We start from the raw sequence: 20,347 nt of genomic DNA on the forward strand, positions 1-20,347 counted from the left end.
AGGACAACCTGAACACATGAAAAAAATCATCCTCCCCCTGCTGGTCATTGCTATTGGTGTCGGTTTGGGCAAATTTCTGATTGCCACCGGCCCCGAAGCCGAAAAGCAGCCGCAGGAAATCCGCCCTACCTTGGTTGAAGCGCAAACACTGGCATTGCAAGATTACCGCGTCAATGTCAACGCCTCCGGCATTGTCAAAGCACAAACCCAAACCAATCTGGTGGCGGAAGTCTCCGGCAAAGTGTTGAAAATTTCCCCCAACTTTCAAGATGGTGGGTATTTTGATAAAGGTGCCCCCCTGCTCAAACTGGATGCCGACAACTACACCAACGCCATCACCATTGCCGCAGGCGATTTAGCCCAAAAGCAGCTTGCCCTCGAAGAGCAGCAAGCCCAAGCAAAACTGGCACAACGTGACTGGAATTTGCTGGATAGCAGCAAAAATCGTACCCAAAGCGACCTTGCCGCCCGCCGCCCACACATTGCCGCCGCGCAAGCCGCGATTGCTGCTGCCGAAGCCAAGCTCCAGCAAGAAAAGCTCAACCTCAGCCGCACCCGCATAACCGCCCCTTACAGCGGGCGCGTACAAGAAAAGCGTGTCGAAGTCGGGCAATACGTCACCCCTGGCACGGTATTGGGCGTGATCTACGCCACCGATGCAGTGGAAGTGCATTTACCGCTCTCACTGGCGCAATACGACCTGTTAGGAATGCCTGAAGCATTCCGCGACAAAGCTGCCGACCCTGCCGCGATGCCCGCCGTCGAATTTCGCCCCAGCAATGGCAACCGCAGCGATGTCTGGCAAGGGCAAGTGGTACGCAGCAGCGCCGCACTTGACGAAAAAAGCCGTCAAATCAGCGTGATTGCACAAATCGACCAGCCGTTTATTGCGCGGGAAGGCGTATCTGCACCGTTACGCATCGGGCAATACCTCAATGCCAAGATTGCAGGCAAACTGTTCAACAACGTGTATAGCCTGCCCAGTGCGGCGGTACGCCAAGGCAAAGAAATCCTGCTGCTACGCGAGGGCAAAGTCGCCGTACAACCCATTAACGTGGTGTGGAATGCCGAAAAAGAAGTCGTATTTCAAGCCGATACCGACCTCAATGGGCAACGGGTGATTACCACGCCCCTACCGCTGGCAACCGATGGCCAAGCCGTGCAAGTGGCGGGCGAAAAAAAGCCACAAGGTAAGCCAGCAGACACACCGCAGGAGTCCAAACCATGATCGCTTGGTTCGTCCGCAACCCCGTTGCTGCCAATATCCTGATGGTGCTGATCATGGTGCTGGGGCTGTATTCCACTTTCAAACGCATTCCGCTGGAAGTGTTCCCCGAATTTGAGCTGGATATTGTCAATATTACTGTCGCCTACCCCGGCGCGACCCCCAAAGAGGTGGAAGAAGGTATTATTACCCGCGTCGAAGAAGCGATTGCCGACCTGCAAGGTATTACCGAAATCCTCAGCGATGCATCCGAAGGCTCGGCACAAATGCGCGTCGAAATCGACAAACAGCATGACGTGACCGAGCTGGTCAACCAGATCAAAACCCGTGTGGATGGCATCACCAATCGCTTACCCGCCGATGCCGAACGCCCCGTGGTCGAACAGCTTACCCGCCGCCGCGAAGTCATTAGCGTAATACTCGGCAGCAATGTGTTGTCGGAAACCGAATTGCGCCTGCAAGCCGAAGCTGTGCGCGATGAAATGCTGCGCTTGCCCGGTATTACCCAAGCCGATTTAGGCGGGGTACGCCCATTTGAAATCAGCATCAGCGTGCCGCAAGCTACCTTGCGCCAATACGGAATTACCCTCGACACCATTGCGCAAGCGATCCGCAATGCGTCGCGGGATATTCCCGGTGGCACGGTCAAAACCAGTGGTGGCGATATTTTGGTGCGTAGTTTGGGGCAAGCCTACAAACAAGCCGAGTTTGCGAATATCACCGTCATTAGCGGCACGGATGGCTCGCGCATTCGCCTCGGTGACATTGCCAGCATCAATGACGGCTTTAACGAAGACGAACTTTATTCCGAATACGACGGGCAAAAAGCGGCGTTTATCAACGTCTACCGTATTGGCGACCAGAACGCGATTACGCTGGCAAACACCATCAAGGATTACATTGCCGAACGCCGCGCCAGCCTGCCCGCCGGAACCACGCTGGATTATTGGCGCGACAATTCCAAAACCATTAAAGCACGTCTGTCTACCCTCACCTCCAGTGCTATCCAGAGTGCGATTTTGGTGTTTATTGTGCTGACGCTGTTTCTGCGCATTGATTTGGCGTTTTGGATCATGCTAGGAATTCCGGTGAGTTTTCTCGGCGCATTGTGGCTGATGCCGGAACTCGGCGTCACCCTGAATCTGGTCAGCATGTTCGCCTTTATTCTGGTGCTGGGGATCGTGGTCGATGATGCCATCGTGACGGGGGAAAATATTTACTCGCACGTCAAACGCCACGATGACCCCATGCGAGCGGCGGTGGAAGGCACGCAGGAAATCACCGTACCGGTTACGTTTGGGGTCATGACAACGGTGGCAGCCTTCACGCCGTTGCTAATGATGGGGGGGGATCGGGGGCCGATTTTCGCGCAAATCCCACTGATTGTGATTCCGGTGCTGCTGTTCTCACTGATCGAATCCAAGCTGATTCTGCCGGTGCATTTGCGCCATTTGCACCCACGGCGTGAGGATGAAATCGGTGCATTCACCCGTTTTCAGCGCAAGTTTTCACACGGATTGGAAACCTTTATCGAGCGCGTTTACCGCCCTTCACTCAACGCAGCACTCAACTGGCGTTATCTGGTCATCAGCGTATTTATTGCGCTATTTATCCTGAGCCTGACTTTACCAATGAGCGGGCGCATGAAATTCACGTTTTTCCCGCGTGTACAAGGCGAGTTTGCCACCGGCACACTGCAAATGCAGGAAGGCACCCCCATTGAAGTGACCACCCGCAACGTTGAACGCATGGCAAACGCCGCCCAGCAATTGCAGGAAAAGTACATTGAACCCACCACTGGCGCGAGCATTATCCAGCATATTTTGGTGACGGTAGGAGCAACAGGTTCATCCGGCAGACGCGGCGAAAGCGCAGGCAAATCACACCTTGCCAGTGTTACCTTTGAAATCACCGCACCGGAAGAACGTACCCTAGACATCAGCAGCACCGCCTTAACCAATGAATGGCGCAAGCTGATTGGGCCCATTCCGGGCGCACAGGAAGTCAGTTTCCGTGCCGAAATCGCCCAAGGCGGCAGCCCGTTAGCAGTGCAATTGCGTGGCAATAATTTCGAGGACATGGCAGTCGTTGCCGATAAAATCAAAGCCAAAATGGCGGAATACGACGGCGTATTCGACATTAAAAACAGTTTTGAAGGTGGCAAACAGGAGGTGCAATTGCGTATCCGCCCCGAAGCCGAACAACTGGGTTTAACCCTTGGCACAGTGGGTACGCAAGTGCGCCATGCAATTTTTGGTGCTGAGGCACAGCGTATCCAACGCGACCAGTCCGAAGTTAAAGTCATGGTGCGTTACCCCAAAGAGGAACGTTACTCGCTCTCCGATTTGCAAAACTTGCTGATTCGCAGCGCGGATGGCGCAGAAATTCCGCTAAGTGAAGTGGCGGACATCACTTTAGGGCAAGGTGCGCCGAAAATTTCTCGGGTCAACCGCCAGCGCGTCATTGACGTGACCGCTGACGTAGACAAAGGGCGCATTAATATTCCCAAAGTGGTGGCTGACCTCAAAGCTTGGATGCCGGAAGCGCTCGCCGACTACCCCAGCGTCAGTTACGACATGGAAGGCGAGCAGAAAGAGCAGAAGGAGTCGATGGGTAGCCTGATATTGGGCTTAGGTTTTGCGCTAATGGCGATTTATATCTTGCTGGCGATTCCGCTGCAATCGTATACACAACCGCTGGTGGTGATGAGCGTCATTCCGTTTTCAATCATTGGCGCATTGGGTGGACATTTGCTGATGGGCATGGATTTGAGCATTAGCAGCATGTTCGGCTTGCTGGCACTCTTTGGGGTGGCTGTGAATGACGCGCTGGTAATGGTGGATCGCATCAACCAAAAACTTAAAGAAGGTTTAGCCGTGGCGGACGCAGTGCGTGAGGCGGGTGTAGCACGTTTCCGCCCGATATTGCTGACCTCCCTGACCACATTTGCGGGGATGACACCGCTGATTCTGGACAAAACCACGCAAGCGCAATTTCTGATTCCGATGGCGGTGACGCTGGGGTTCGGGATTTTGTTTGCGACATTTTTGGCGCTGTATTTAGTCCCTGCCTTGTATTTAATGGGAGGCGATGTGCGCGAATTGCCCGCTAAACTGTTCGGCAAGTCTCACAAAATCGCCAACACGTCCGCCAAGGATTCAATGGTGTAATCCGGCTCAAACGGGTGCGCGTCGGCTTCGCGCCGGTAATGGATGGTGGTCATGCCGAAACGCTTGGCCACCGCCAGATTTTCGCGGCGGTCGTCGATGAAGGCGATGTGTTCACCCCCTACCCCGCTGGCTTTTATCAGCACTTCGTAAATCGCGGGTTCGGGCTTTTGGCACTGAACCGCACCGCTGATAATGCGTGGCTCGAAACGTTCGCTGAAGGCAAATCGCGCTTCCAACATCTCACCCCATTCCGCCCCCAAATTGGAGAGGATGCCGAGGCGGTAACGCTGTGACAGCGTGTACGTCACGTCTGCCAAATCCGCATCCAATTCAAAAAAGTTGAGAAATTGTTGGCGAATCGGCGATTCCAGCGTCAAGCCGATACCTTCCCAAAACGCCGCTTCGCTAATCTGCCCGCCGGTGTAAGCATCGTAATACGGCTTGACGACGGCTTTGGTTGTGGTGGGTGGTAACAACGGTAGCAAACCGTGGGTGACAAGGTGTCCGTCGGAAATCACGACACCGAACAGGTCGAAGGCGATGAGTTTGAGGGTGGGTTGCATGGTTTAGCTTAGCTCTCGATTGTGGGTAACAACGGCGTTATAAGGGCAATACAACGCGCAGCTCTTCGCCGAGTTCGTAAACATTGACCTCTTTGCCAATTTGCTGCATTTCGCGGTAAATCATCGGGAAACCGCGCCCTAAACGGTCGATGTAGCGCAGATTATCCATGAACTTCAGCAGCACCGGATTGGAAGCATAGGATACGCCAGAACGCAGTTTTTCCACCGTCACGGTATTTGGCAAACGCCCCGGACTGATGCACTCGATGCGGTCATCAAACATGAAAATGCGGATGCGCGAGCCAGCAATCGCGTAATTGCGATGGACACAAGCATTCACCACCATTTCACGCAACACCTTATCGGGCGGCAGTTGGCGGGTATCTTTGCGCTTCATGCCTTCGATGGTGGAAGGACGCAACAGGTTATTTTTCATCACGGCGACAGCAGCATCCACTTGCTGGGGCAATGTACCAATGATTTCTTGGCGGTCGATCAACTCAGCCGCGATTTCCAAACCGTTAAAGTGGGCAAACATAATGGCAGCTTGCGGCAAATAGCGTGACGGGTTGATGCCGAACATTAGCAAACCGCCAATGGTGGGTTCGCCAGAGGGCGCAAGAATATCGGTATTGATCAATAACTGACGGCGGGCAATATCCGCCTCCTTGGAAAACTCAAACCCGTAGTTGGCGAAATAGCTATCGAGTGCCGCCATATTGAGGTCGTTGATGCTGGCGTTGGCGACTGGCAGGGTGTCGTAATGGAACACGCCGGACATTTGAAACAAGCGCATCAATTCGGCTTGTGTTGCCACGCGATTGGTTGAGCCGACCCGCATCAGGTATTTGTCACCCGTTTGGTAAGGCTTGTCGCTGCCTTTGGGAACACCGACTACCGCAACCCACGTTGCATTGATCGCGACGGTTTCGTAAGTCACTGTCAAGGCGGGAATCACGGCAGTGCGGGCGATATTCATCGCCCACTCTTCGAGTTGCTCTGAACCGTCAATACCAAGCACCGTGCCGTCATCCGCCACACCGAGCAGGATTGTACCGCCCGCGCTGTTAGCGAATGCCACCATTTCACGGGCTAAGGCTTCAGGGCGTAGCGGCAATGCCTTGAATTCGACGGCGGCGTTTTCGCCTTGTTGAATGAGGGTTTGGAGTTCTTGAAGGTTCATGTTTGGCTCTGGTTGCGTTTCATCGTGCTTACTTCGTTAAAGTAAATCATTGTATCTTCACCACATCCAGTTGTTCACTATCGGTCAGCACCACCCATGCGCTGAGTTTGGGTAATGCGGCGATTTCGGGCACAGACAAATAGCCTTGCACTTGCGTAATGCCTTCTTCCCGTTTGGCATCCCAGCCTTTTACACCCTCGGACTTTTTGGCGTATTTCAGTTCGATCAGATGCTGGTGCGGCACGGCATACGGGCTGCGTTCCAACAGCAGGATGTCAGGGTAACGGTGATTCATTTCGCGCTCGCTTTGGATGAAATACACAGGGGAATGGTAGAGCAGCGTCAGCAGCAAGGTTTTGATGTGCTTTTCATCCATCTTCATGAAATCGCAGTTGGAAAGCACCTGCAACACCCGCTGCATTTCATCCATTAACGGCTGGATGTCGTCTTGCAACGCCAGCATTTCAATGGCTTGCGTCAAAGATTGGTTGGGAATGCTGATCTGGTTGCGGCGTTCCAGCTCCACCTTGAAGTAGTGGAAATAGAGTTCGCGGATCACATGGTTGGGGATGGCAAACACCGTCTGCGTCAGGGTGTTGCCGCTAATGGTCACAAACCCCATGTAAGCCAGCAGGCTGATAAAATCGTCACGGCTGAAATTTTTGTCCAGCTCAAACTTGCGTTGCTGTTGGGCTTTTACCGTGCCAGTCGTGACCAACTCATCCAGCACTTGGTAATTGGCTTCACGGTCGCCGATGCCAAACAGTGCCATGATTTTGCGGTAATCGGAGGCGATATTCTCGTCCAGCATTTGTTCAGGGTAAGCGCATTCTTCCAAGCGGAAATTATCAAGGAAATACAGCACCATATTGGCGTTGTATAACGTTTCGGTTGCTTTGGGGTGAAAACGGTAGCCGTTGTACCAGTGTGCCATGTCATCCAACAAAACGTTGGTGTCCAACTGGCAGGTTTCAACCAATGGCTGAATCAAAGCCGCGACTTCTGTTTGAGTGAAGCCCATTGCAGCGTTGAAATCCCGGTGCAGCGACAGGTTTCTGGCGATATTGAACCCGCTGGTCATGCTGTCGAGCATCAACGGGGTAACACCTGTGATGAACAAACGGTCTACTGTGCCGCGCTGAGTGGCTGCCTTGATCGTTTCGTAAAAACTGCGCACGAAACCGCCCTTCCCCATCACGCTTTGGAATAGCTTTGGGTCATCCGCCAGCATCGAATTGGCAAAATGGTCGTATTCGTCGATCAACAGAAAGATTTTTTGCCCACGAGCCGCACTGAAAAAGGCTTCCATTTTTTCGTAGGAAGAATAGCTTTTATCAACACTGGTGATGGCTGCGGCTGGGTAAGCGTAGCGTTCCAGCGTGCTTTTCAAAGCCACATCGACTTTATGCGTAAACGAACGCTCGACCGATTCCGCGCTATCCGTGGCAATCCCGCTGAACTCCATGAACAGCACCTGATAGCTGCTGCGCGTCGGGGTGGGGTGTTGCCCGATGTGGAGTTGGGAAAAAATCGCGTCGAAATCCGCTTGATGCTTTACGTCGTAGTAATACTCCAGCGCCGAGATGAACAGGCTTTTTCCGAAACGGCGTGGGCGCAACAGAAAGTGGTACTGCCCATCGGCTTCTAACGCAGCGATGTAGGCGGTTTTGTCCACATAGACAAAACCTTCGGTGATGACTTTCTTGAAATTGCTCAAGCCGTAGGGGATTTTCATGGCACGTCCTGCACGGTGGTGATGTGGCAGATGATAGCATATTGCAGTGTAGCGTTTGCGGTGGTGTGCTGCTGTTGTCAAGTCCCGATAAGTAGACACCATCTTGACAGGGTATAACTATTGTCATACCCTAAGCAGCATGAAAACAGCAGTATCCATACCCGACCCAATATTCCAAGCGGCAGAAGTTTTTGCTCATCATTTTGGTATTTCCAGAAGTGAGCTTTATGCAAAAGCCATTAAAGAGTACATCGCCTCAAGAAGATATATTAATGTCACAGAAGAGCTTAATAAAATCTACTCAGATGAGTCCTCATATTTAGAGGATGAATTACATGCAATGCAGATCAAATCCATCCCGCGAGAAGAATGGTAATGAAAAGAGGAGAAATATGGTGGGCTTCGCTTGAAGAACCAAGAGGTTCAGAACCGGGTTATAAAAGACCTGTTGTCATCATTTCATCTGACGATTTCAACCAAAGCAGAATACAAACCGTCGTTGTCGCCATCGTGACATCAAATTTACGATTAGCCAATGCTCCGGGCAATATTTCCATATCCAAAAGAGATTCAGGACTTTCAAAAGAGTCTGTTATCAATGTCTCACAGATTTTGACTCTTGATAAAGTATTTCTAACCGAGAAAGTAAGCAGACTACCAGACAAAAAAATATTAGCACTTGATGAGAGCTTAAAACTGAGTTTGTCACTTTTCTGAGAACACAAAAAGCATAATGCCCCATGACACACCCCTACTCCCGAATCTTCCTACTCAGCCACATGCGAGCCTACAGCAGTTTGCTAGGGCATATTATCGGCTCACACCCGCGTATCAATGGCTATTACGAAATGCACCAAAGCTACCTCAGCGACGCTGATCTAGCCCAGCAAATCGCGGATTACAGCCAACACGATAGCTTAAAACCCGACAGTCACTATCAGTTTGATAAACTGTTGCACAACGATTATCGGCTGAATTTAAGCCTGCCCGCGTTGCAAGATGCCGTCATTTTTATTGCATTGCGCCAACCTGAGCCAACCATAAAAAGCATCATTAAGTTATTTCGGCAAAAATCCAGCGATGATTTGTACGCGCAACCCACTGGGGCAACCAACTATTACCTTGAACGCTTGCAAACCCTTACCGACTTCGCCCAGCAACACCCACAACGTTATTACTATTTTGATACCGAAAAAGTCTGTACTGACACCGACCGCTTATTAAGCCAGTTACAGCAATGGATAGGCGTAGCTGAACCGTTATCGCGTGAATACGGTAGCTTTGCCAAAACGGGCGTAGCCGGTGCGGGGGATACCTCACCGCTCATTCACACCGGCAAAATATTACCGGATTTTCAGGAAGCGGTGGATGATGTGGAACTGGATGCGGCGTTATTGCAACAGGCAGAACAGGCTTATCAAAGCAGCCGTGCTTTATTGCTGCACTACGCCAAACAGCATGGCTAATAATCGACTTTTTTACGCCCCGATTTAATGTCGCTGTGCTTTTTCTTGCTGTCAAGCCGCTTGAGCCGCGAGCTAAACGTCGGGCGCGTGGCTTTGCGCTTCTTTTGCACTTTGGTGGCATCCGCGATTAATTGTTGCAAGCGTTCGAGCGCGTCCGCACGGTTTTTTTCCTGACTATTGTGGGTTTGCGCCTTGATGACTACCACACCATCAGTGGAAATGCGCTGATCAGCGTAGCTCAACAACTTTTCTTTCCAACTCTCCGGCAATGAAGAAGCGCGGATGTCGAAACGCAAGTGAATCGCGGTCGAGACTTTATTGACGTTTTGCCCGCCGGAACCTTGAGCGCGGATGGGTTGGAAATCGAGTTCTTCGGGCGGAATGATCATATTGCGCATCCTAATGGGTGATCATTACTAGTGAAACCCAGTATAACGTATAACAAACCCCAGAAATATCAGCACTACCCACAACCTGCTAAACTGCTTCCATAACCCAATAATATCACCGCGTTACCGCTGTCTGAGGAGGCCATCCCATGAAGTACCTGTTACCCATCCCGCTCACGCTGGCATTACTCGCCGGAGCAACCCACGCCGCCACGCCCGCTGGCACACCCACCCAACTCGAAGCCGGTTTAGTCAACCCCGGCGCAATCGACAAACCCGCTTGGTTCAAAGAATCCTTCCTCGACCTGCGCGACGACATAAAAGAAGCGAATGCCGCGAATAAACGCACCGTGCTGTATTTCTACCAAGATGGCTGCCCGTATTGCACCAAATTAATCCAAGAAAATTTCGGCAAGGAAGACATCACCGCCAAGACCCAGAAAAACTTTGACGTGATTGCCATCAATATGTGGGGCGACCGCAATGTGACCGACGTTGACGGCAAAGAAACCACCGAAAAAGCCTTCGCCGCCGAATTGAAAGTGCAATACACCCCCACCATGCTGTTCCTCGACGAAGCCGGAAAAGTGGTACTGCGCGTCAACGGCTATTACGCCCCCGACAAATTTGAGATGGCGCTGGATTTTGTCGCCGGTAAACACGAAAAAGACGGCAGTTTCAAAGACTACTTCGCCAAGCTCAAAGCCGATGGAAAAACCGATAGCAAAGTCGCTGCCACGACTGACAAAACTTACATCCTGCCCGCCGCCTTGCCTGCGCCGTTACGCCTGCAAGACGCTCGCAAAGACAGCAAACGCCCGCTCATGGTGGTATTCGCGCAAACCGAATGCGACACCTGCGACGAACTCTACAATGACATTTTCAAACGCAAAGAACTCGCGTATTCCCTCAGCAATCTCGATCTTGCCCAAGCCAACCCCGACGATAACACCAAAATCCAAACCCCCGATGGCAAGGAAATGACAGTGGCAGAATGGGCAAAAACGCTGGAAATCAAATACAGCCCCAGCCTCGTCTTCTTCGATACCGCTGGCAAAGAAGTCTTCCGCACCGAAGCCTACTTCAAAGCCTTCCACACCCACGGCGCAATGGATTACGTCACCTCTGGCGCGTATGCCTGGATGCCCGAATTCCAACGCTACCTGCAACACCGCCGCGAAGCCCTAGCCGCCCACGGCTTCCCGGCGAATTTGATGGAATAACTATTGCAATGATTTGCTCAAATGTCCCGCAAACGTTTCCGCTGGCATAAACCCAACCACGCGAAACTGGCGTAACTCCTCGCCATCCTTGTTAAAGAACAGGATGGCTGGGGGGCCCGGAATTTTAAAATGTTTCAACAACGCTTTGGTTTCCGCGTTGGTTTCCGTCACATCGGCTTTCACCAAAATTGCATTACGCAATAACGCCTGCACTGCCGGATCAGAAAACGTGTACTTTTCCATTTCCTTACAGGTCACGCACCAGTCAGCGTAAAAGTCCACCATTACCGGCTGACCTTTTCCATCTTTCACCGCCTGCTCCAAGTCCGCCAAGGTCTTGACCGTGTTGAACTGCAAACTAGCGGTAGCAGCACCGCCGCCTGCCCCCGCCTGCCCCATGCTCAAACCACGCAAAGGCTGGAACAAATCGCCTTTCCCCGTGGCACTGCCGACCATCAGCAAACCGCCATAGATCAGCAGCAAAATCCCCCAGCCTTTCCAAAACTTGCGCCAACCACTGGCATTTTCTGGCAAGCCGCTCAAGGCACCGAGGAAAATCGCCGAAATGATCAACAACGCCGCCCACAGCAACAAACTCACGGATTCGGGCAAAATACGCTCCAGCATCCAGATTGCCACTGCCAGCATCATCACCCCGAAGACCGCTTTAATTGCTTCCATCCACATGCCCGCACGCGGCAACCATTTCCCGGCGGATGTCCCCACCAGCAATAACGGAATCCCCATGCCGATACTCAAGGCAAACAACGCCATGCCACCCAATACCGCGTCACCCGTTTGCCCAATATAAATCAACGCCCCTGCCAGTGGTGCAGCGACACACGGCCCGACAATCAATGCGGATAACGCACCCATGATCGCCACCCCAATCAAGCTGCCACCTTGTTGCTTATTGCTCAGATTATTCAAACGGCTTTGGATGCTAGAAGGCATTTGCAATTCGTAAAACCCGAACATCGACAAGGCCAGCAATACGAAAATAAGGCTGAACGTTGCCAATACCCACGGATTCTGGAACATCGCTTGCAAGTTTTCCCCAAACAAACCCGCTAAAACACCTGCAACCGTGTAAGTCAGTGCCATCGCCAACACATAAACCAAGGACAAAATAAACGCTTTGCGTCCAGTCATGTCTTTTTGCCCCACAATAATGCCCGACAAAATCGGAATCATCGGGAACACGCACGGGGTAAATGCCAGCAATAAACCAAACCCTAAAAAGCCTAATAAGGTCAGCAGCACATTGCCGCTGGCAAGGGTTTGCGCGATTTCATCTTGCTCCGATAACGTTGCATTTGCGCCAGCCGCAGTGGTGGTAGCAGTGTTATCGGCTGCTTTGGCAATTGCTTCCGGTGGCGTGGTTTCAGCCCAAGTCACACTGGGTTGTTCACCAGCTACAGGCGCAGGCAAATTCACCTTGAACGCTTTGAGTTCCGGCGGGTAACACAACACATTTTCCGCACAACCTTGCCAGCCGAGTTCCAGCACAAAACTGCCTGCTTTACCGGCTTCGGTGCGTTTCACAGGTAATTGGATGACAGCGAGATCGTGTACTGCTTCGATTTTTCCGAAGAATTCGTCTTGTTTAACTTCACCACTCGGCAACTCAGGTTCGCCCACCGTCACGCCTTGCGGATCAAAAATTTTGACCATAAATTTATCTTTATAGAGGTAATGGTCAGGGGCAACCACCCATTGAATGCTTAATTTCTCACTCGCCAAGGCCGGTTGCCCTAGCGCAAATGCCTGTTCAGCCGTCAGGCTTTCATCCCCAAAATCAAAGCTGGTATCAGCCGCCATTGCGGGTGGCAGCGTGAATAACACCGCAAACACCACCAGAAAATAATTCAGATAACGCGACAATGCCGCTGGAATACCCATATTATTGCTTCCTCCTCATCGACTATTAACATAATGATTACAGTGTAATGGAATTACCGGTAAATTGTCAGAACACCGAAAAATTGACGTACATCATTCCCGTCACACGCAATCCATAACATGATGGAGCGGTCGCCACCCACAGGAGAACCCCATGAAGCCCTACCAACAAATTTTAGTGCCTGTCGATTTCACCAAAATCAGCAATACCATCGTGGCACGTGCCAATGAACTGGCAAACTTTTACCAAGCCAAGCTTACCCTACTCAATGTGCTGGAAGATGCCTCACTCGGCAATGTCGCATTCGGTGGCACCAACAAACTCGGAATGCCTCCCGCCATCAAACAAAACCAAATCAATCTAGCAACCGAAAAACTACGCAAATTAGCCGATAACTTAGGTGCAGGTGCAAATGTTGCCTTAGAAGTGACCTATGCCAGCGGCAAACCCAGCGATGCCATTATCGAATTCGTCAAACAAAATGGCATTGAGTTAGTGGTCGTTGGTAACAGCGGCAAAAAAAGTGTGCTTGGCTTCATGGGTTCAACCGCTGAAGCTACCCTCAAAGGTGTTCCGTGTGATGTAATGGCGGTTCGAATAATGGATTGAGCCTCATTCCACATGAAAGCCCCCCAAACTTTGCAGGCAACCACCCTGCTACTGTTGCTGTTATCCTCTAATCTGAGCCATGCAGATGAATGGATGAGCAAGGATAAATCAGTACATTTTAGTGTCTCTGCTGCATTGGGAGTTGCTGCCTATTCGCAAACGCATAATCGAACTAAAGCGTTTGCTTGGGCTATTGCTCCCGGTGTCCTCAAGGAAATCATTGACAGTCAAGATGAAGGCAAACAATTCAGCGGTAAAGATCTGGCATGGGATGCCGTTGGCGCTTTTGTCGGTGTGCAAGCAGGGCATTGGATAATCGGCGATAATAAAATCGCTTGGGTAAAGGAATTCTGAGTAGATTATGCTTGATGCCGCTTTGCGCATTTTCAGCATTATCTTCCCCGTCTTTGCCTGCTCGGCACTGGGGGCAGCGTATGGTTATTTCCGCCGCCCGGATATGGCAGTGGTTAACCGCCTCAATATGGAATTTTTCGCGCCCTTCCTCGTGTTCTGGGCGCTGATGGATAAGCCTTTCGACTTTTTAGCCTTTCGCGACCTCACCATTGGCGGCGTGGCAGTGGTATTGGGTTCTGGTCTGTTATTGTTGCCGCTGGCCTGGCTGTTTCGCATCAATCTGAAAACCTTTTTACCACCGATGATGTTTAATAACTCCGGCAATATGGGTATCCCGTTGATCCTGTTTGCATTTGGGGAGTCAGCGCTGCAAGCAGCCGTGGTGTTGTTTATCATTGAAATGGTGCTGCATTTCACGGTTGGGTTTTACATTTTAAACCATCGCACGAATCCGCTGCATTTGCTGAAAATGCCAATGATTCAGGCCACGATTCTGGGGTTATTGTTTAGCAGTTTACACCTTACCTTGCCGGATGCCTTGGCGAATACAGTCAAATTACTGGGGCAGGTTTCCATTCCGCTGCTACTGTTTTCGCTGGGCGTGCGCCTGTTGGATGTGAATTTTCGTGATTGGAAATTAGGTACACTCGGCGCTATTGCAGGCCCTGCGGCTGGGCTTGGTAGCGCATTTTTAATAGCGCAGTGGCTGGAATTGAGTGCTACGCATTATGCCCTGTTGCTGGTATTTGCTGCCTTGCCACCTGCCGTGTTGAACGTCTTGGTGGCAGAACAATACCAACAAGAACCGGATCGAGTTGCCTCTATCGTGTTATTAGGCAATCTCGCCAGTTTGGTGATTATGCCAGCCATACTGTGGTTTGCCTTGCCGCACTAACCCTATCGTAACTTTTAAGCTTGAAGAGTGCCTAAATTCAACCTAGGATAAGAGCACAAATTGAGTGCATGCTAACGCTCACAATTAATAGTTAGGAGGATATATAAGTGTTACGTACTGTATTATCGAGTACGCTCATCGCGTTGAGCCTTTCCACCAGTGTTGTCGCGGAAGACAAGCCTACCGAACCGGCTAAAGTCGCTGATAGTGCTACCGTTGCGGATAAACCTGCTGATGACAAATCAACCAGTGTCAGCACCGATGATAAAGCTGCTGATACAACAGCTACTGTCAGTAGTGCCTCTGCTAAAGTAGAAATCCGCGATGCCGCGCAATTCTTCGACGACAGTTTTAACGACATGAAAGAAGAGTTGGAAACTGCCAAAGCGGACGGCAAAAAAGGTTTGCTGATGATGTTTGAAATGGATGAGTGCCCATTCTGTCAGCGTATGAAAAGTACCGTTCTCAACCGCAGTGATATTCAGGATTATTACAAAGAAAACTTCCGTATTATCACTGTCGATATTGAAGGCGATGTGGAATTAACCAACTTCAAAGGCGATGCCACTACCCAAAAAGATTTTTCTTTGAAAGAATTTCGAGTGCGTGCCACACCAGTCTTCCAATTCATGGGGTTAGATGGCGAACCAATCAAAAACGGGCGTTTGACAGGTGCAACCAAAGATGCGGATGAGTTCATGCTGTTTGGTAAATACATTGCCGACAAAAAGAATGAGGACGTACCGTTTTCTAAATTCAAGCGTGAACAAGGCAGCGATGCCGCTGCCAAGGCTGATGATGCGAAGAGTTAACACTGGTTGGTGGGGAATGCTTTCCCCCCTGATATTGTTCACTAGCGTTCAAGCCGCTGATGTCCCTGACCCGTTGAGTCTTGATCAAGCACTCAACTACGCCGAAGGCCATCCACGCAGCCAGCTTGCACCGGAAATTGCGTTACGCCACCCTGCCCCGCAGCCACTGTACTTGGACTGCCATAGCCTTGCGTATAATAGCAATACGGGAGTAGACAATCAGCGCGACCGTTTATTACCCAACCTGATTGCACCACTGGAAAAGCAACGCCTCGACATCATGGAACGCTTTTTTGATGTGGTGTTGGCAGATTCCAGCGCGGTTCGTGATAACGAAAACATGGCGGTGTACTACATCCCACTTGACCGTACCCGTACCCGTTTGGAATTGAAAGAGTTTTCGGAATTGGATGTTGCAGAACTCGACGCGGAATACCAAGTGGTGCGCCAACAAGGCGCTGCCAGTGCTGCTGCGCAACGTTTGACACGCTCGTTGTTAGCCCAAGCCATTAATAATCCGCAAAAGCTGCCAAATGAGCTGAATCCGCCAGAGATTGGTACATTTCCTACCGAGTTGCCACCGCTGAATGAACTGGTAGAAACCAGCCTAAAAAACAACAAATGGCTGGATGACCGCCGTGACGATATGACTGCTGACGAACGTGCCGTGACCGATATGGAATTACACCAGCACATTCTCGAATTACTGTTGCGTCTGGATGTGTTCAAGGTAGCCGAAGAGCGTTCCCAAGCGGAAATTCTCTGGCGCGATTATTATCTGGAACGTAGCCGTACCCTGTATGAGCAAGAAGTCAAATCCGACATCGGTGATGCCATGACTCAACAAAGCAAAGCCCGCTTGCAACAACAACAAATCCAGTTCTGCCGTGCCCTGACCTTGGCACAATTGAATGCTTTACAAGGCAACCCCGTTTGGCCCTTGCCCAAACCTGCCCCGACAGAGGACAAGCCTGCATGAAACACCCCCACACTACTTTCCAGATCGTATTGCCCATTTTATTACTATACAGTTTGCCTACCCAAGCACTGGAATTGAAAGGTCGTCTGGAATGGCAACACAAGGTGGATATGCGCGTCGTCGAAAACGGTGTGGTGGAAGAAGTGAATGTGACCACAGGGCAACACGTCAACAAAGGCGCTTTGCTGGTACGCATGGATCAGCGTAAACAGAAAGCGGCGTTGCTGGAAGCCAAAGCGCGAGTGGCACGTGCCACCTTAAGCATGGATGATGCTGAACGTGACATGGCACGTACCCAAGAGCTATTTGACCGTGGCTTAATTGCCGAGGAAGAACTCAAAGATGGCGAATTGAAAAAAGCGGTTGCCACCACCGAACTGGAGTCAGCGAAAGCAGCAGAAGAAGCCGCACAAGTAGCCTTAGGTCATACCGAACTCAAAGCGCCATTTGCGGGGATTATTGCCGCCAATAATGCATGGCAAGGTGCAGTCATTTTTGCAGGTAAGCAAGATCAGCCGCTGGTTAGCCTTGCACCCGATGATCAGATGTTAGCACGGGTATTGGTGACGGCGGATGTATTGCGGCGTTACCCAGTAGGCACAACGGCACAAGTACAAGTGAACGGCGATAATCGCAGCGGCAAGGTATACAGCCAAGGCGTGGAAGCGGTGCGGATCGAGCCGGAAGGCGCGATTTATGAGCTGGATATTCTCTTTAAGCGCAATGCGAAAGAGGTGTTGAGGCCGTCAGAATCGGTGCGGGTGGTGTTGCCTTAATCCAAACGCTGCAAATACGCCGCCCCACCCAAAGAACGCATTTGCCGCAAAATCCGGTTCTGCCGCGCCCGCACATAAGCGGAAGGTTTCACCACGCTGTATTTACGCGGCGCGGGTAACACCGCTGCCAACAACGCCGCATCCGCCGCCGCCAATTTACCGACCGGCTTTTTCAACAAATACTGACTTGCCGCACCCACCCCATAATCCGCCTTGCTGAATTGTGCGGTATTCAGGTAAACCTCCAAAATCCGCTCTTTCGACCAGAAGATTTCCATCACCCCTGCAATACCCCATTCCAGTCCCTTACGCACATAACTGCGCCCTTCCCACAAGAACAAATTTTTCACTAACTGCTGGGTAATCGTACTACCACCGCCTTTACCACGTCCGCGCATTTCCGCACGAATCGCCGCTTCCGTTGCCGCCACATCAATGCCCCAATGCTCAGCAAAACGCTGGTCTTCCGAGGCAATCACCGCCAATTGCATGTGGCGCGGAATCTCCTCCAAACTCACCCAATCGTGGCGTACAAACGGCGTTTCCGCACTAAAGATTGCCACTACATCTTGCCGCAACATAAACGCCGACGTCGGCACCGGCAACCAACGAAAAATCAGCAACCACACACACAAGGCGATGAATAGCAGCAACGGCACACGCCATAGCCAGTGCGCCCAATGTTTGGATTGTCCAACGGTTAACAGATCATACAATTTCATAATGGCGCGTATTATGTCACAACAAATCCCCACTCGTGAGATACGTGGTAACATTCGCGTTTCGTTTTCAGCAGAAAAAACACCATGACGACGGCTCTCGACATTCAAGGCTTACAAAAAACCTACCACAATGGCTTCACCGCGCTGAAAGGCATCGACTTGCGGGTAGAACAAGGTGATTTCTTCGCCCTACTCGGCGCAAATGGTGCTGGCAAATCCACCACCATCGGCATTGCCAGCTCCTTGGTGAACAAAACCGCAGGCAAGGTCAGCATTTTCGGCTACGACCTCGATACCCAACGCGAACAAGCCAAAGCGCAAATTGGATTAGTGCCACAAGAATTCAACTTCAATGTCTTCGAGCCAGTGATCGAAATCGTGGTCAATCAAGGTGGCTATTACGGCATCCCGCGTGCGGAAGCCTTTGCCCGTGCCGAAGTACTGCTTAAACAACTGGGTCTGTGGGACAAAGCCCGCGAACAAGCCCGCACCCTCTCCGGTGGCATGAAACGCCGCCTGATGATTGCACGTTCCCTCATCCATCAACCGCGCCTGCTGATCCTCGACGAACCCACCGCTGGCGTTGACATCGAAATCCGCCGTTCGATGTGGGAATTCCTGCGCAAGCTCAACGCGGATGGCACCACCATTATCCTCACCACGCATTATCTGGAAGAAGCCGAAAGCCTTTGCCGCAATATCGGCATTATCGACCGGGGCGAATTGATCGAAAATACCAGCATGAAACAACTTCTCAACCGGCTGGATACCGAAAGCTACGTGTTCGACCTTGCCAGCCCAGTGGAGGTGTTACCCACTACCAGCAACCTTTGCCATTTCACCCTGCAAGACCCAACCACGCTGGAAGCGGTGTTCCACAAAGAACATTACTCGCTCAACAAGGTATTCGCCTTCCTCAATGAACATGGGGTCGTGGTCAACAGTATGCGCAATAAAACCAATCGCTTAGAACAGCTTTTCATGGATCTGGTGGAGAACAATAAGCATTGACATCCTCCCCTCCCTAAAGGAATGGGATTCCTAATTCATCAAGAACTGGACGACAACACCGAAATGCTATCGCCACTGACATTCTCTCCAAAGGCTAACACCGCCAGTCCGGCGGCTAAAATGTTATGCGCGGCGTTCACGTCACGGTCGTGGGTAGCGCCACATTCGGGGCATTCCCATTCCCGCACATCCAGCGGCATAGTGTCCTTGACAAACCCACAACAGGAACAGCGTTTGCTGGACGGGAAGAACCGCCCAATCTCAACGTATGTCCTTCCAGCCCAAGCTGATTTGTATTCAAGCTGCCGGGTAAATTCCCCCCAGCCTGCATCAGCAATGTGCCTAGCCAGATTTGGGTTCTTGACCATGTTCTTCACGGCGAGGTTTTCAACACAGATAACTTGGTTCTCGTTGACTAATCTGCGGGACAACTGGTGCAAGTTGTCCGAACGGCAATCGGTAATTTTCGCGTGAATACGGGCAACCTTGTGTTTGGCTTTCAGCCGATTCTTGCTGCCGAGTTTTTTCTTGGCAAGACGGCGCTGGTACTTCGCAAGTTTAGCCGCGTATTTCGCGGTATGGCGGGGATTGCCGGATTTGAAACCGTCAGAAGTGACGAACAAATCCTTGATGCCAACATCTACCCCTACCTTTTTGTTGGTAACGGGAAGCAGGGTTGGCTCGAACTCACACAGGCACGATACAAAGTACCGGTCTGCTGGGTCTTTTGAAACAGTAACAGTTGAAGGGTTTGAGGGAAGGCTTTGACTCCAGTGAATAGCCAGTACCGGTCTGCTGGGTCTTTTGAAACAGTAACAGTTGAAGGGTTTGAGGGAAGGCTTTGACTCCAGTGAATAGCCAGCGGCTTGTCGCACTTTGCCAGCTTCAACGCGCCGTCCTTGTAGGTAAAAGCGCGGTAGGTGAACTCCGCCGACTGACGGTGTTTTTTGGATTTGAAGACGGGGTATTTCGCCCGCCCTTCAAAGAAATTCTTGAAAGCGGTTTGCTGGTTTCGCAAGCATTGTTGCAGCGGAACACTGGAAACATCATTCAGGAAGGCAAATTCAGGCATTTGCTTGATGGCAGTGAGCCGTGCGTTAGCACCGACATAATTCACCTTCTCTTTTGCCTGATAGTAAGCATCCATCCGGTAGCGGAGAATGCTGTTATAGACGAAACGCACACAGCCAAAGGTTTGCGCCAGCAGTTTCTCTTGTTGCTGGTCTGGGTAGAACCTGAATTTGTAGGCGCGTTTGACTTTCATGCTTCACATTATATAGTTCAATCGTGTGAAGTAAAACCACAAAAGATAGCCAACGAAAAAGGAGGTCG

21 protein-coding genes are annotated in these 20,347 nt (G+C 51.2%); 13 read left to right on the forward strand and 8 right to left on the reverse strand.

Annotation, left to right across the window (positions count from 1 at the left end):
• Positions 1 to 16 precede the first annotated feature (16 nt).
• Together BLV87_RS14970 and BLV87_RS14975 are read left to right on the forward strand one after the other, a co-directional pair.
• The gene (locus tag BLV87_RS14970; RefSeq protein WP_093069976.1) at positions 17 to 1,228 is read left to right on the forward strand and encodes an efflux RND transporter periplasmic adaptor subunit; all 1,212 of its coding nucleotides are present in this window, start codon (positions 17 to 19) and stop codon (positions 1,226 to 1,228) included.
• Positions 1,225 to 4,395, forward strand: coding sequence for an efflux RND transporter permease subunit (locus BLV87_RS14975; RefSeq protein ID WP_093069978.1), 3,171 nt, complete (start codon positions 1,225 to 1,227; stop codon positions 4,393 to 4,395). The genes BLV87_RS14970 and BLV87_RS14975 overlap by 4 nt, the downstream gene beginning before the upstream one ends.
• Here the strand turns inward: BLV87_RS14975 and BLV87_RS14980 are convergent.
• The 3 genes from BLV87_RS14980 to BLV87_RS14990 are packed head-to-tail and all read right to left on the reverse strand — an operon-like array spanning position 4,353 to position 7,876.
• The gene (locus BLV87_RS14980; RefSeq protein ID WP_093069979.1) at positions 4,353 to 4,958 is read right to left on the reverse strand and encodes an HAD family hydrolase; all 606 of its coding nucleotides are present in this window, start codon (positions 4,956 to 4,958) and stop codon (positions 4,353 to 4,355) included. The genes BLV87_RS14975 and BLV87_RS14980 overlap by 43 nt on opposite strands.
• Before the next feature lie 37 nt (positions 4,959 to 4,995).
• A complete protein-coding gene (locus tag BLV87_RS14985; protein WP_093069981.1) occupies positions 4,996 to 6,141 on the reverse strand; it encodes an RNA-binding domain-containing protein in 1,146 nt (381 codons plus the stop codon).
• A 46-nt stretch (positions 6,142 to 6,187) separates the two neighbouring features.
• Positions 6,188 to 7,876: an AAA family ATPase gene (locus BLV87_RS14990; RefSeq protein WP_093069983.1), complete on the reverse strand. Its 1,689-nt coding sequence runs from the start codon at positions 7,874 to 7,876 to the stop codon at positions 6,188 to 6,190.
• Positions 7,877 to 8,015: 139 nt separating this feature from the next.
• Here BLV87_RS14990 and BLV87_RS14995 point away from each other — a divergent pair, with 139 nt between their 5' ends.
• From BLV87_RS14995 to BLV87_RS15005, 3 genes are read left to right on the forward strand one after another with little or no spacing between them, the layout of a single operon-like run.
• The gene (locus BLV87_RS14995; protein WP_093069984.1) at positions 8,016 to 8,252 is read left to right on the forward strand and encodes a hypothetical protein; all 237 of its coding nucleotides are present in this window, start codon (positions 8,016 to 8,018) and stop codon (positions 8,250 to 8,252) included.
• Entirely contained in the window at positions 8,252 to 8,593 is a 342-nt protein-coding gene (locus tag BLV87_RS15000) for a type II toxin-antitoxin system PemK/MazF family toxin (RefSeq protein ID WP_093069986.1), read from the forward strand. Before BLV87_RS14995 ends, BLV87_RS15000 begins: the two co-directional genes overlap by 1 nt.
• 23 nt (positions 8,594 to 8,616) lie before the next feature.
• A complete protein-coding gene (locus BLV87_RS15005) occupies positions 8,617 to 9,342 on the forward strand; it encodes a sulfotransferase family protein (protein ID WP_139282199.1) in 726 nt (241 codons plus the stop codon).
• Here BLV87_RS15005 and arfB read toward each other — a convergent pair.
• A complete protein-coding gene (gene arfB / locus BLV87_RS15010) occupies positions 9,339 to 9,731 on the reverse strand; it encodes an alternative ribosome rescue aminoacyl-tRNA hydrolase ArfB (protein WP_245707050.1) in 393 nt (130 codons plus the stop codon). The two genes, BLV87_RS15005 and arfB, sit on opposite strands and share 4 nt — an antisense overlap.
• 149 nt (positions 9,732 to 9,880) lie before the next feature.
• On the opposite strand from arfB, the gene BLV87_RS15015 reads away from it, so the two are divergent.
• Complete coding sequence (locus BLV87_RS15015) at positions 9,881 to 10,954, forward strand: thioredoxin family protein (RefSeq protein WP_093069991.1); 1,074 nt, start codon at positions 9,881 to 9,883, stop codon at positions 10,952 to 10,954.
• On the opposite strand, the gene dsbD is transcribed toward BLV87_RS15015, so the two are convergent.
• Positions 10,955 to 12,856 (reverse strand): protein-disulfide reductase DsbD, encoded by a 1,902-nt coding sequence (dsbD, locus tag BLV87_RS15020; RefSeq protein ID WP_093069993.1) that lies wholly within the window; start codon positions 12,854 to 12,856, stop codon positions 10,955 to 10,957. It abuts the gene before it with no gap.
• A 154-nt stretch (positions 12,857 to 13,010) separates the two neighbouring features.
• On the opposite strand from dsbD, the gene BLV87_RS15025 reads away from it, so the two are divergent.
• The 6 genes from BLV87_RS15025 (at position 13,011) to BLV87_RS15050 (ending at position 17,282) form a co-directional block, all read left to right on the forward strand.
• Positions 13,011 to 13,466: a universal stress protein gene (locus BLV87_RS15025; protein ID WP_093069994.1), complete on the forward strand. Its 456-nt coding sequence runs from the start codon at positions 13,011 to 13,013 to the stop codon at positions 13,464 to 13,466.
• A 12-nt stretch (positions 13,467 to 13,478) separates the two neighbouring features.
• The gene (locus BLV87_RS15030; protein WP_093069995.1) at positions 13,479 to 13,820 is read left to right on the forward strand and encodes a YfiM family lipoprotein; all 342 of its coding nucleotides are present in this window, start codon (positions 13,479 to 13,481) and stop codon (positions 13,818 to 13,820) included.
• 7 nt (positions 13,821 to 13,827) lie between these two features.
• Positions 13,828 to 14,715 carry an AEC family transporter gene (locus BLV87_RS15035; RefSeq protein WP_093069996.1) on the forward strand — a complete coding sequence of 296 codons (888 nt, stop codon included), beginning with the start codon at positions 13,828 to 13,830 and terminating at the stop codon, positions 14,713 to 14,715.
• 107 nt (positions 14,716 to 14,822) lie between these two features.
• Positions 14,823 to 15,527, forward strand: a complete 705-nt coding sequence (locus BLV87_RS15040; RefSeq protein WP_217630006.1) for a thioredoxin family protein — start codon at positions 14,823 to 14,825, stop codon at positions 15,525 to 15,527.
• Complete coding sequence (locus tag BLV87_RS15045) at positions 15,511 to 16,506, forward strand: TolC family protein (protein ID WP_139282200.1); 996 nt, start codon at positions 15,511 to 15,513, stop codon at positions 16,504 to 16,506. Before BLV87_RS15040 ends, BLV87_RS15045 begins: the two co-directional genes overlap by 17 nt.
• Positions 16,503 to 17,282, forward strand: coding sequence for an efflux RND transporter periplasmic adaptor subunit (locus BLV87_RS15050; RefSeq protein ID WP_093069998.1), 780 nt, complete (start codon positions 16,503 to 16,505; stop codon positions 17,280 to 17,282). The genes BLV87_RS15045 and BLV87_RS15050 overlap by 4 nt, the downstream gene beginning before the upstream one ends.
• On the opposite strand, the gene mtgA is transcribed toward BLV87_RS15050, so the two are convergent.
• On the reverse strand, positions 17,279 to 18,004 hold the full coding sequence (mtgA, locus tag BLV87_RS15055; RefSeq protein ID WP_093069999.1) for a monofunctional biosynthetic peptidoglycan transglycosylase: 726 nt from the start codon (positions 18,002 to 18,004) through the stop codon (positions 17,279 to 17,281). The two genes, BLV87_RS15050 and mtgA, sit on opposite strands and share 4 nt — an antisense overlap.
• An 84-nt stretch (positions 18,005 to 18,088) precedes the next feature.
• Between mtgA and BLV87_RS15060 the strand changes: the two genes are divergently transcribed.
• Positions 18,089 to 19,015 (forward strand): ABC transporter ATP-binding protein, encoded by a 927-nt coding sequence (locus BLV87_RS15060; RefSeq protein ID WP_093070000.1) that lies wholly within the window; start codon positions 18,089 to 18,091, stop codon positions 19,013 to 19,015.
• 38 nt (positions 19,016 to 19,053) lie between these two features.
• Here BLV87_RS15060 and BLV87_RS19700 read toward each other — a convergent pair whose 3' ends face one another.
• Both BLV87_RS19700 and BLV87_RS19705 read right to left on the reverse strand, forming a co-directional pair.
• The gene (locus BLV87_RS19700) at positions 19,054 to 19,638 is read right to left on the reverse strand and encodes an RNA-guided endonuclease TnpB family protein (RefSeq protein WP_217630008.1); all 585 of its coding nucleotides are present in this window, start codon (positions 19,636 to 19,638) and stop codon (positions 19,054 to 19,056) included.
• A gap of 23 nt (positions 19,639 to 19,661) precedes the next feature.
• A complete protein-coding gene (locus tag BLV87_RS19705) occupies positions 19,662 to 20,279 on the reverse strand; it encodes an RNA-guided endonuclease InsQ/TnpB family protein (RefSeq protein WP_217630007.1) in 618 nt (205 codons plus the stop codon).
• Between the last annotated feature and the right edge of the window lie 68 nt (positions 20,280 to 20,347).

It is taken from the genome of Thiothrix caldifontis (assembly GCF_900107695.1).
Classification (GTDB): Bacteria; Pseudomonadota; Gammaproteobacteria; order Thiotrichales; family Thiotrichaceae; genus Thiothrix; species Thiothrix caldifontis.

Coding starts and splice junctions, on each gene's coding strand:
- BLV87_RS15030 (WP_093069995.1), top strand. CDS start 13,479: ATGAAAGCCCCCCAAACTTTGCAGGCAACCACCCTGCTACTGTTGCTG.
- BLV87_RS15045 (WP_139282200.1), top strand. CDS start 15,511: ATGATGCGAAGAGTTAACACTGGTTGGTGGGGAATGCTTTCCCCCCTG.
- BLV87_RS14970 (WP_093069976.1), top strand. CDS start 17: ATGAAAAAAATCATCCTCCCCCTGCTGGTCATTGCTATTGGTGTCGGT.
- dsbD (WP_093069993.1), bottom strand. CDS start 12,856: ATGGGTATTCCAGCGGCATTGTCGCGTTATCTGAATTATTTTCTGGTG.
- BLV87_RS15000 (WP_093069986.1), top strand. CDS start 8,252: ATGAAAAGAGGAGAAATATGGTGGGCTTCGCTTGAAGAACCAAGAGGT.
- BLV87_RS15005 (WP_139282199.1), top strand. CDS start 8,617: ATGACACACCCCTACTCCCGAATCTTCCTACTCAGCCACATGCGAGCC.
- mtgA (WP_093069999.1), bottom strand. CDS start 18,004: ATGAAATTGTATGATCTGTTAACCGTTGGACAATCCAAACATTGGGCG.
- arfB (WP_245707050.1), bottom strand. CDS start 9,731: ATGATCATTCCGCCCGAAGAACTCGATTTCCAACCCATCCGCGCTCAA.
- BLV87_RS15015 (WP_093069991.1), top strand. CDS start 9,881: ATGAAGTACCTGTTACCCATCCCGCTCACGCTGGCATTACTCGCCGGA.
- BLV87_RS14995 (WP_093069984.1), top strand. CDS start 8,016: ATGAAAACAGCAGTATCCATACCCGACCCAATATTCCAAGCGGCAGAA.
- BLV87_RS15025 (WP_093069994.1), top strand. CDS start 13,011: ATGAAGCCCTACCAACAAATTTTAGTGCCTGTCGATTTCACCAAAATC.
- BLV87_RS14975 (WP_093069978.1), top strand. CDS start 1,225: ATGATCGCTTGGTTCGTCCGCAACCCCGTTGCTGCCAATATCCTGATG.
- BLV87_RS19705 (WP_217630007.1), bottom strand. CDS start 20,279: ATGAAAGTCAAACGCGCCTACAAATTCAGGTTCTACCCAGACCAGCAA.
- BLV87_RS14980 (WP_093069979.1), bottom strand. CDS start 4,958: ATGCAACCCACCCTCAAACTCATCGCCTTCGACCTGTTCGGTGTCGTG.
- BLV87_RS14990 (WP_093069983.1), bottom strand. CDS start 7,876: ATGAAAATCCCCTACGGCTTGAGCAATTTCAAGAAAGTCATCACCGAA.
- BLV87_RS15050 (WP_093069998.1), top strand. CDS start 16,503: ATGAAACACCCCCACACTACTTTCCAGATCGTATTGCCCATTTTATTA.
- BLV87_RS15060 (WP_093070000.1), top strand. CDS start 18,089: ATGACGACGGCTCTCGACATTCAAGGCTTACAAAAAACCTACCACAAT.
- BLV87_RS15035 (WP_093069996.1), top strand. CDS start 13,828: ATGCTTGATGCCGCTTTGCGCATTTTCAGCATTATCTTCCCCGTCTTT.
- BLV87_RS14985 (WP_093069981.1), bottom strand. CDS start 6,141: ATGAACCTTCAAGAACTCCAAACCCTCATTCAACAAGGCGAAAACGCC.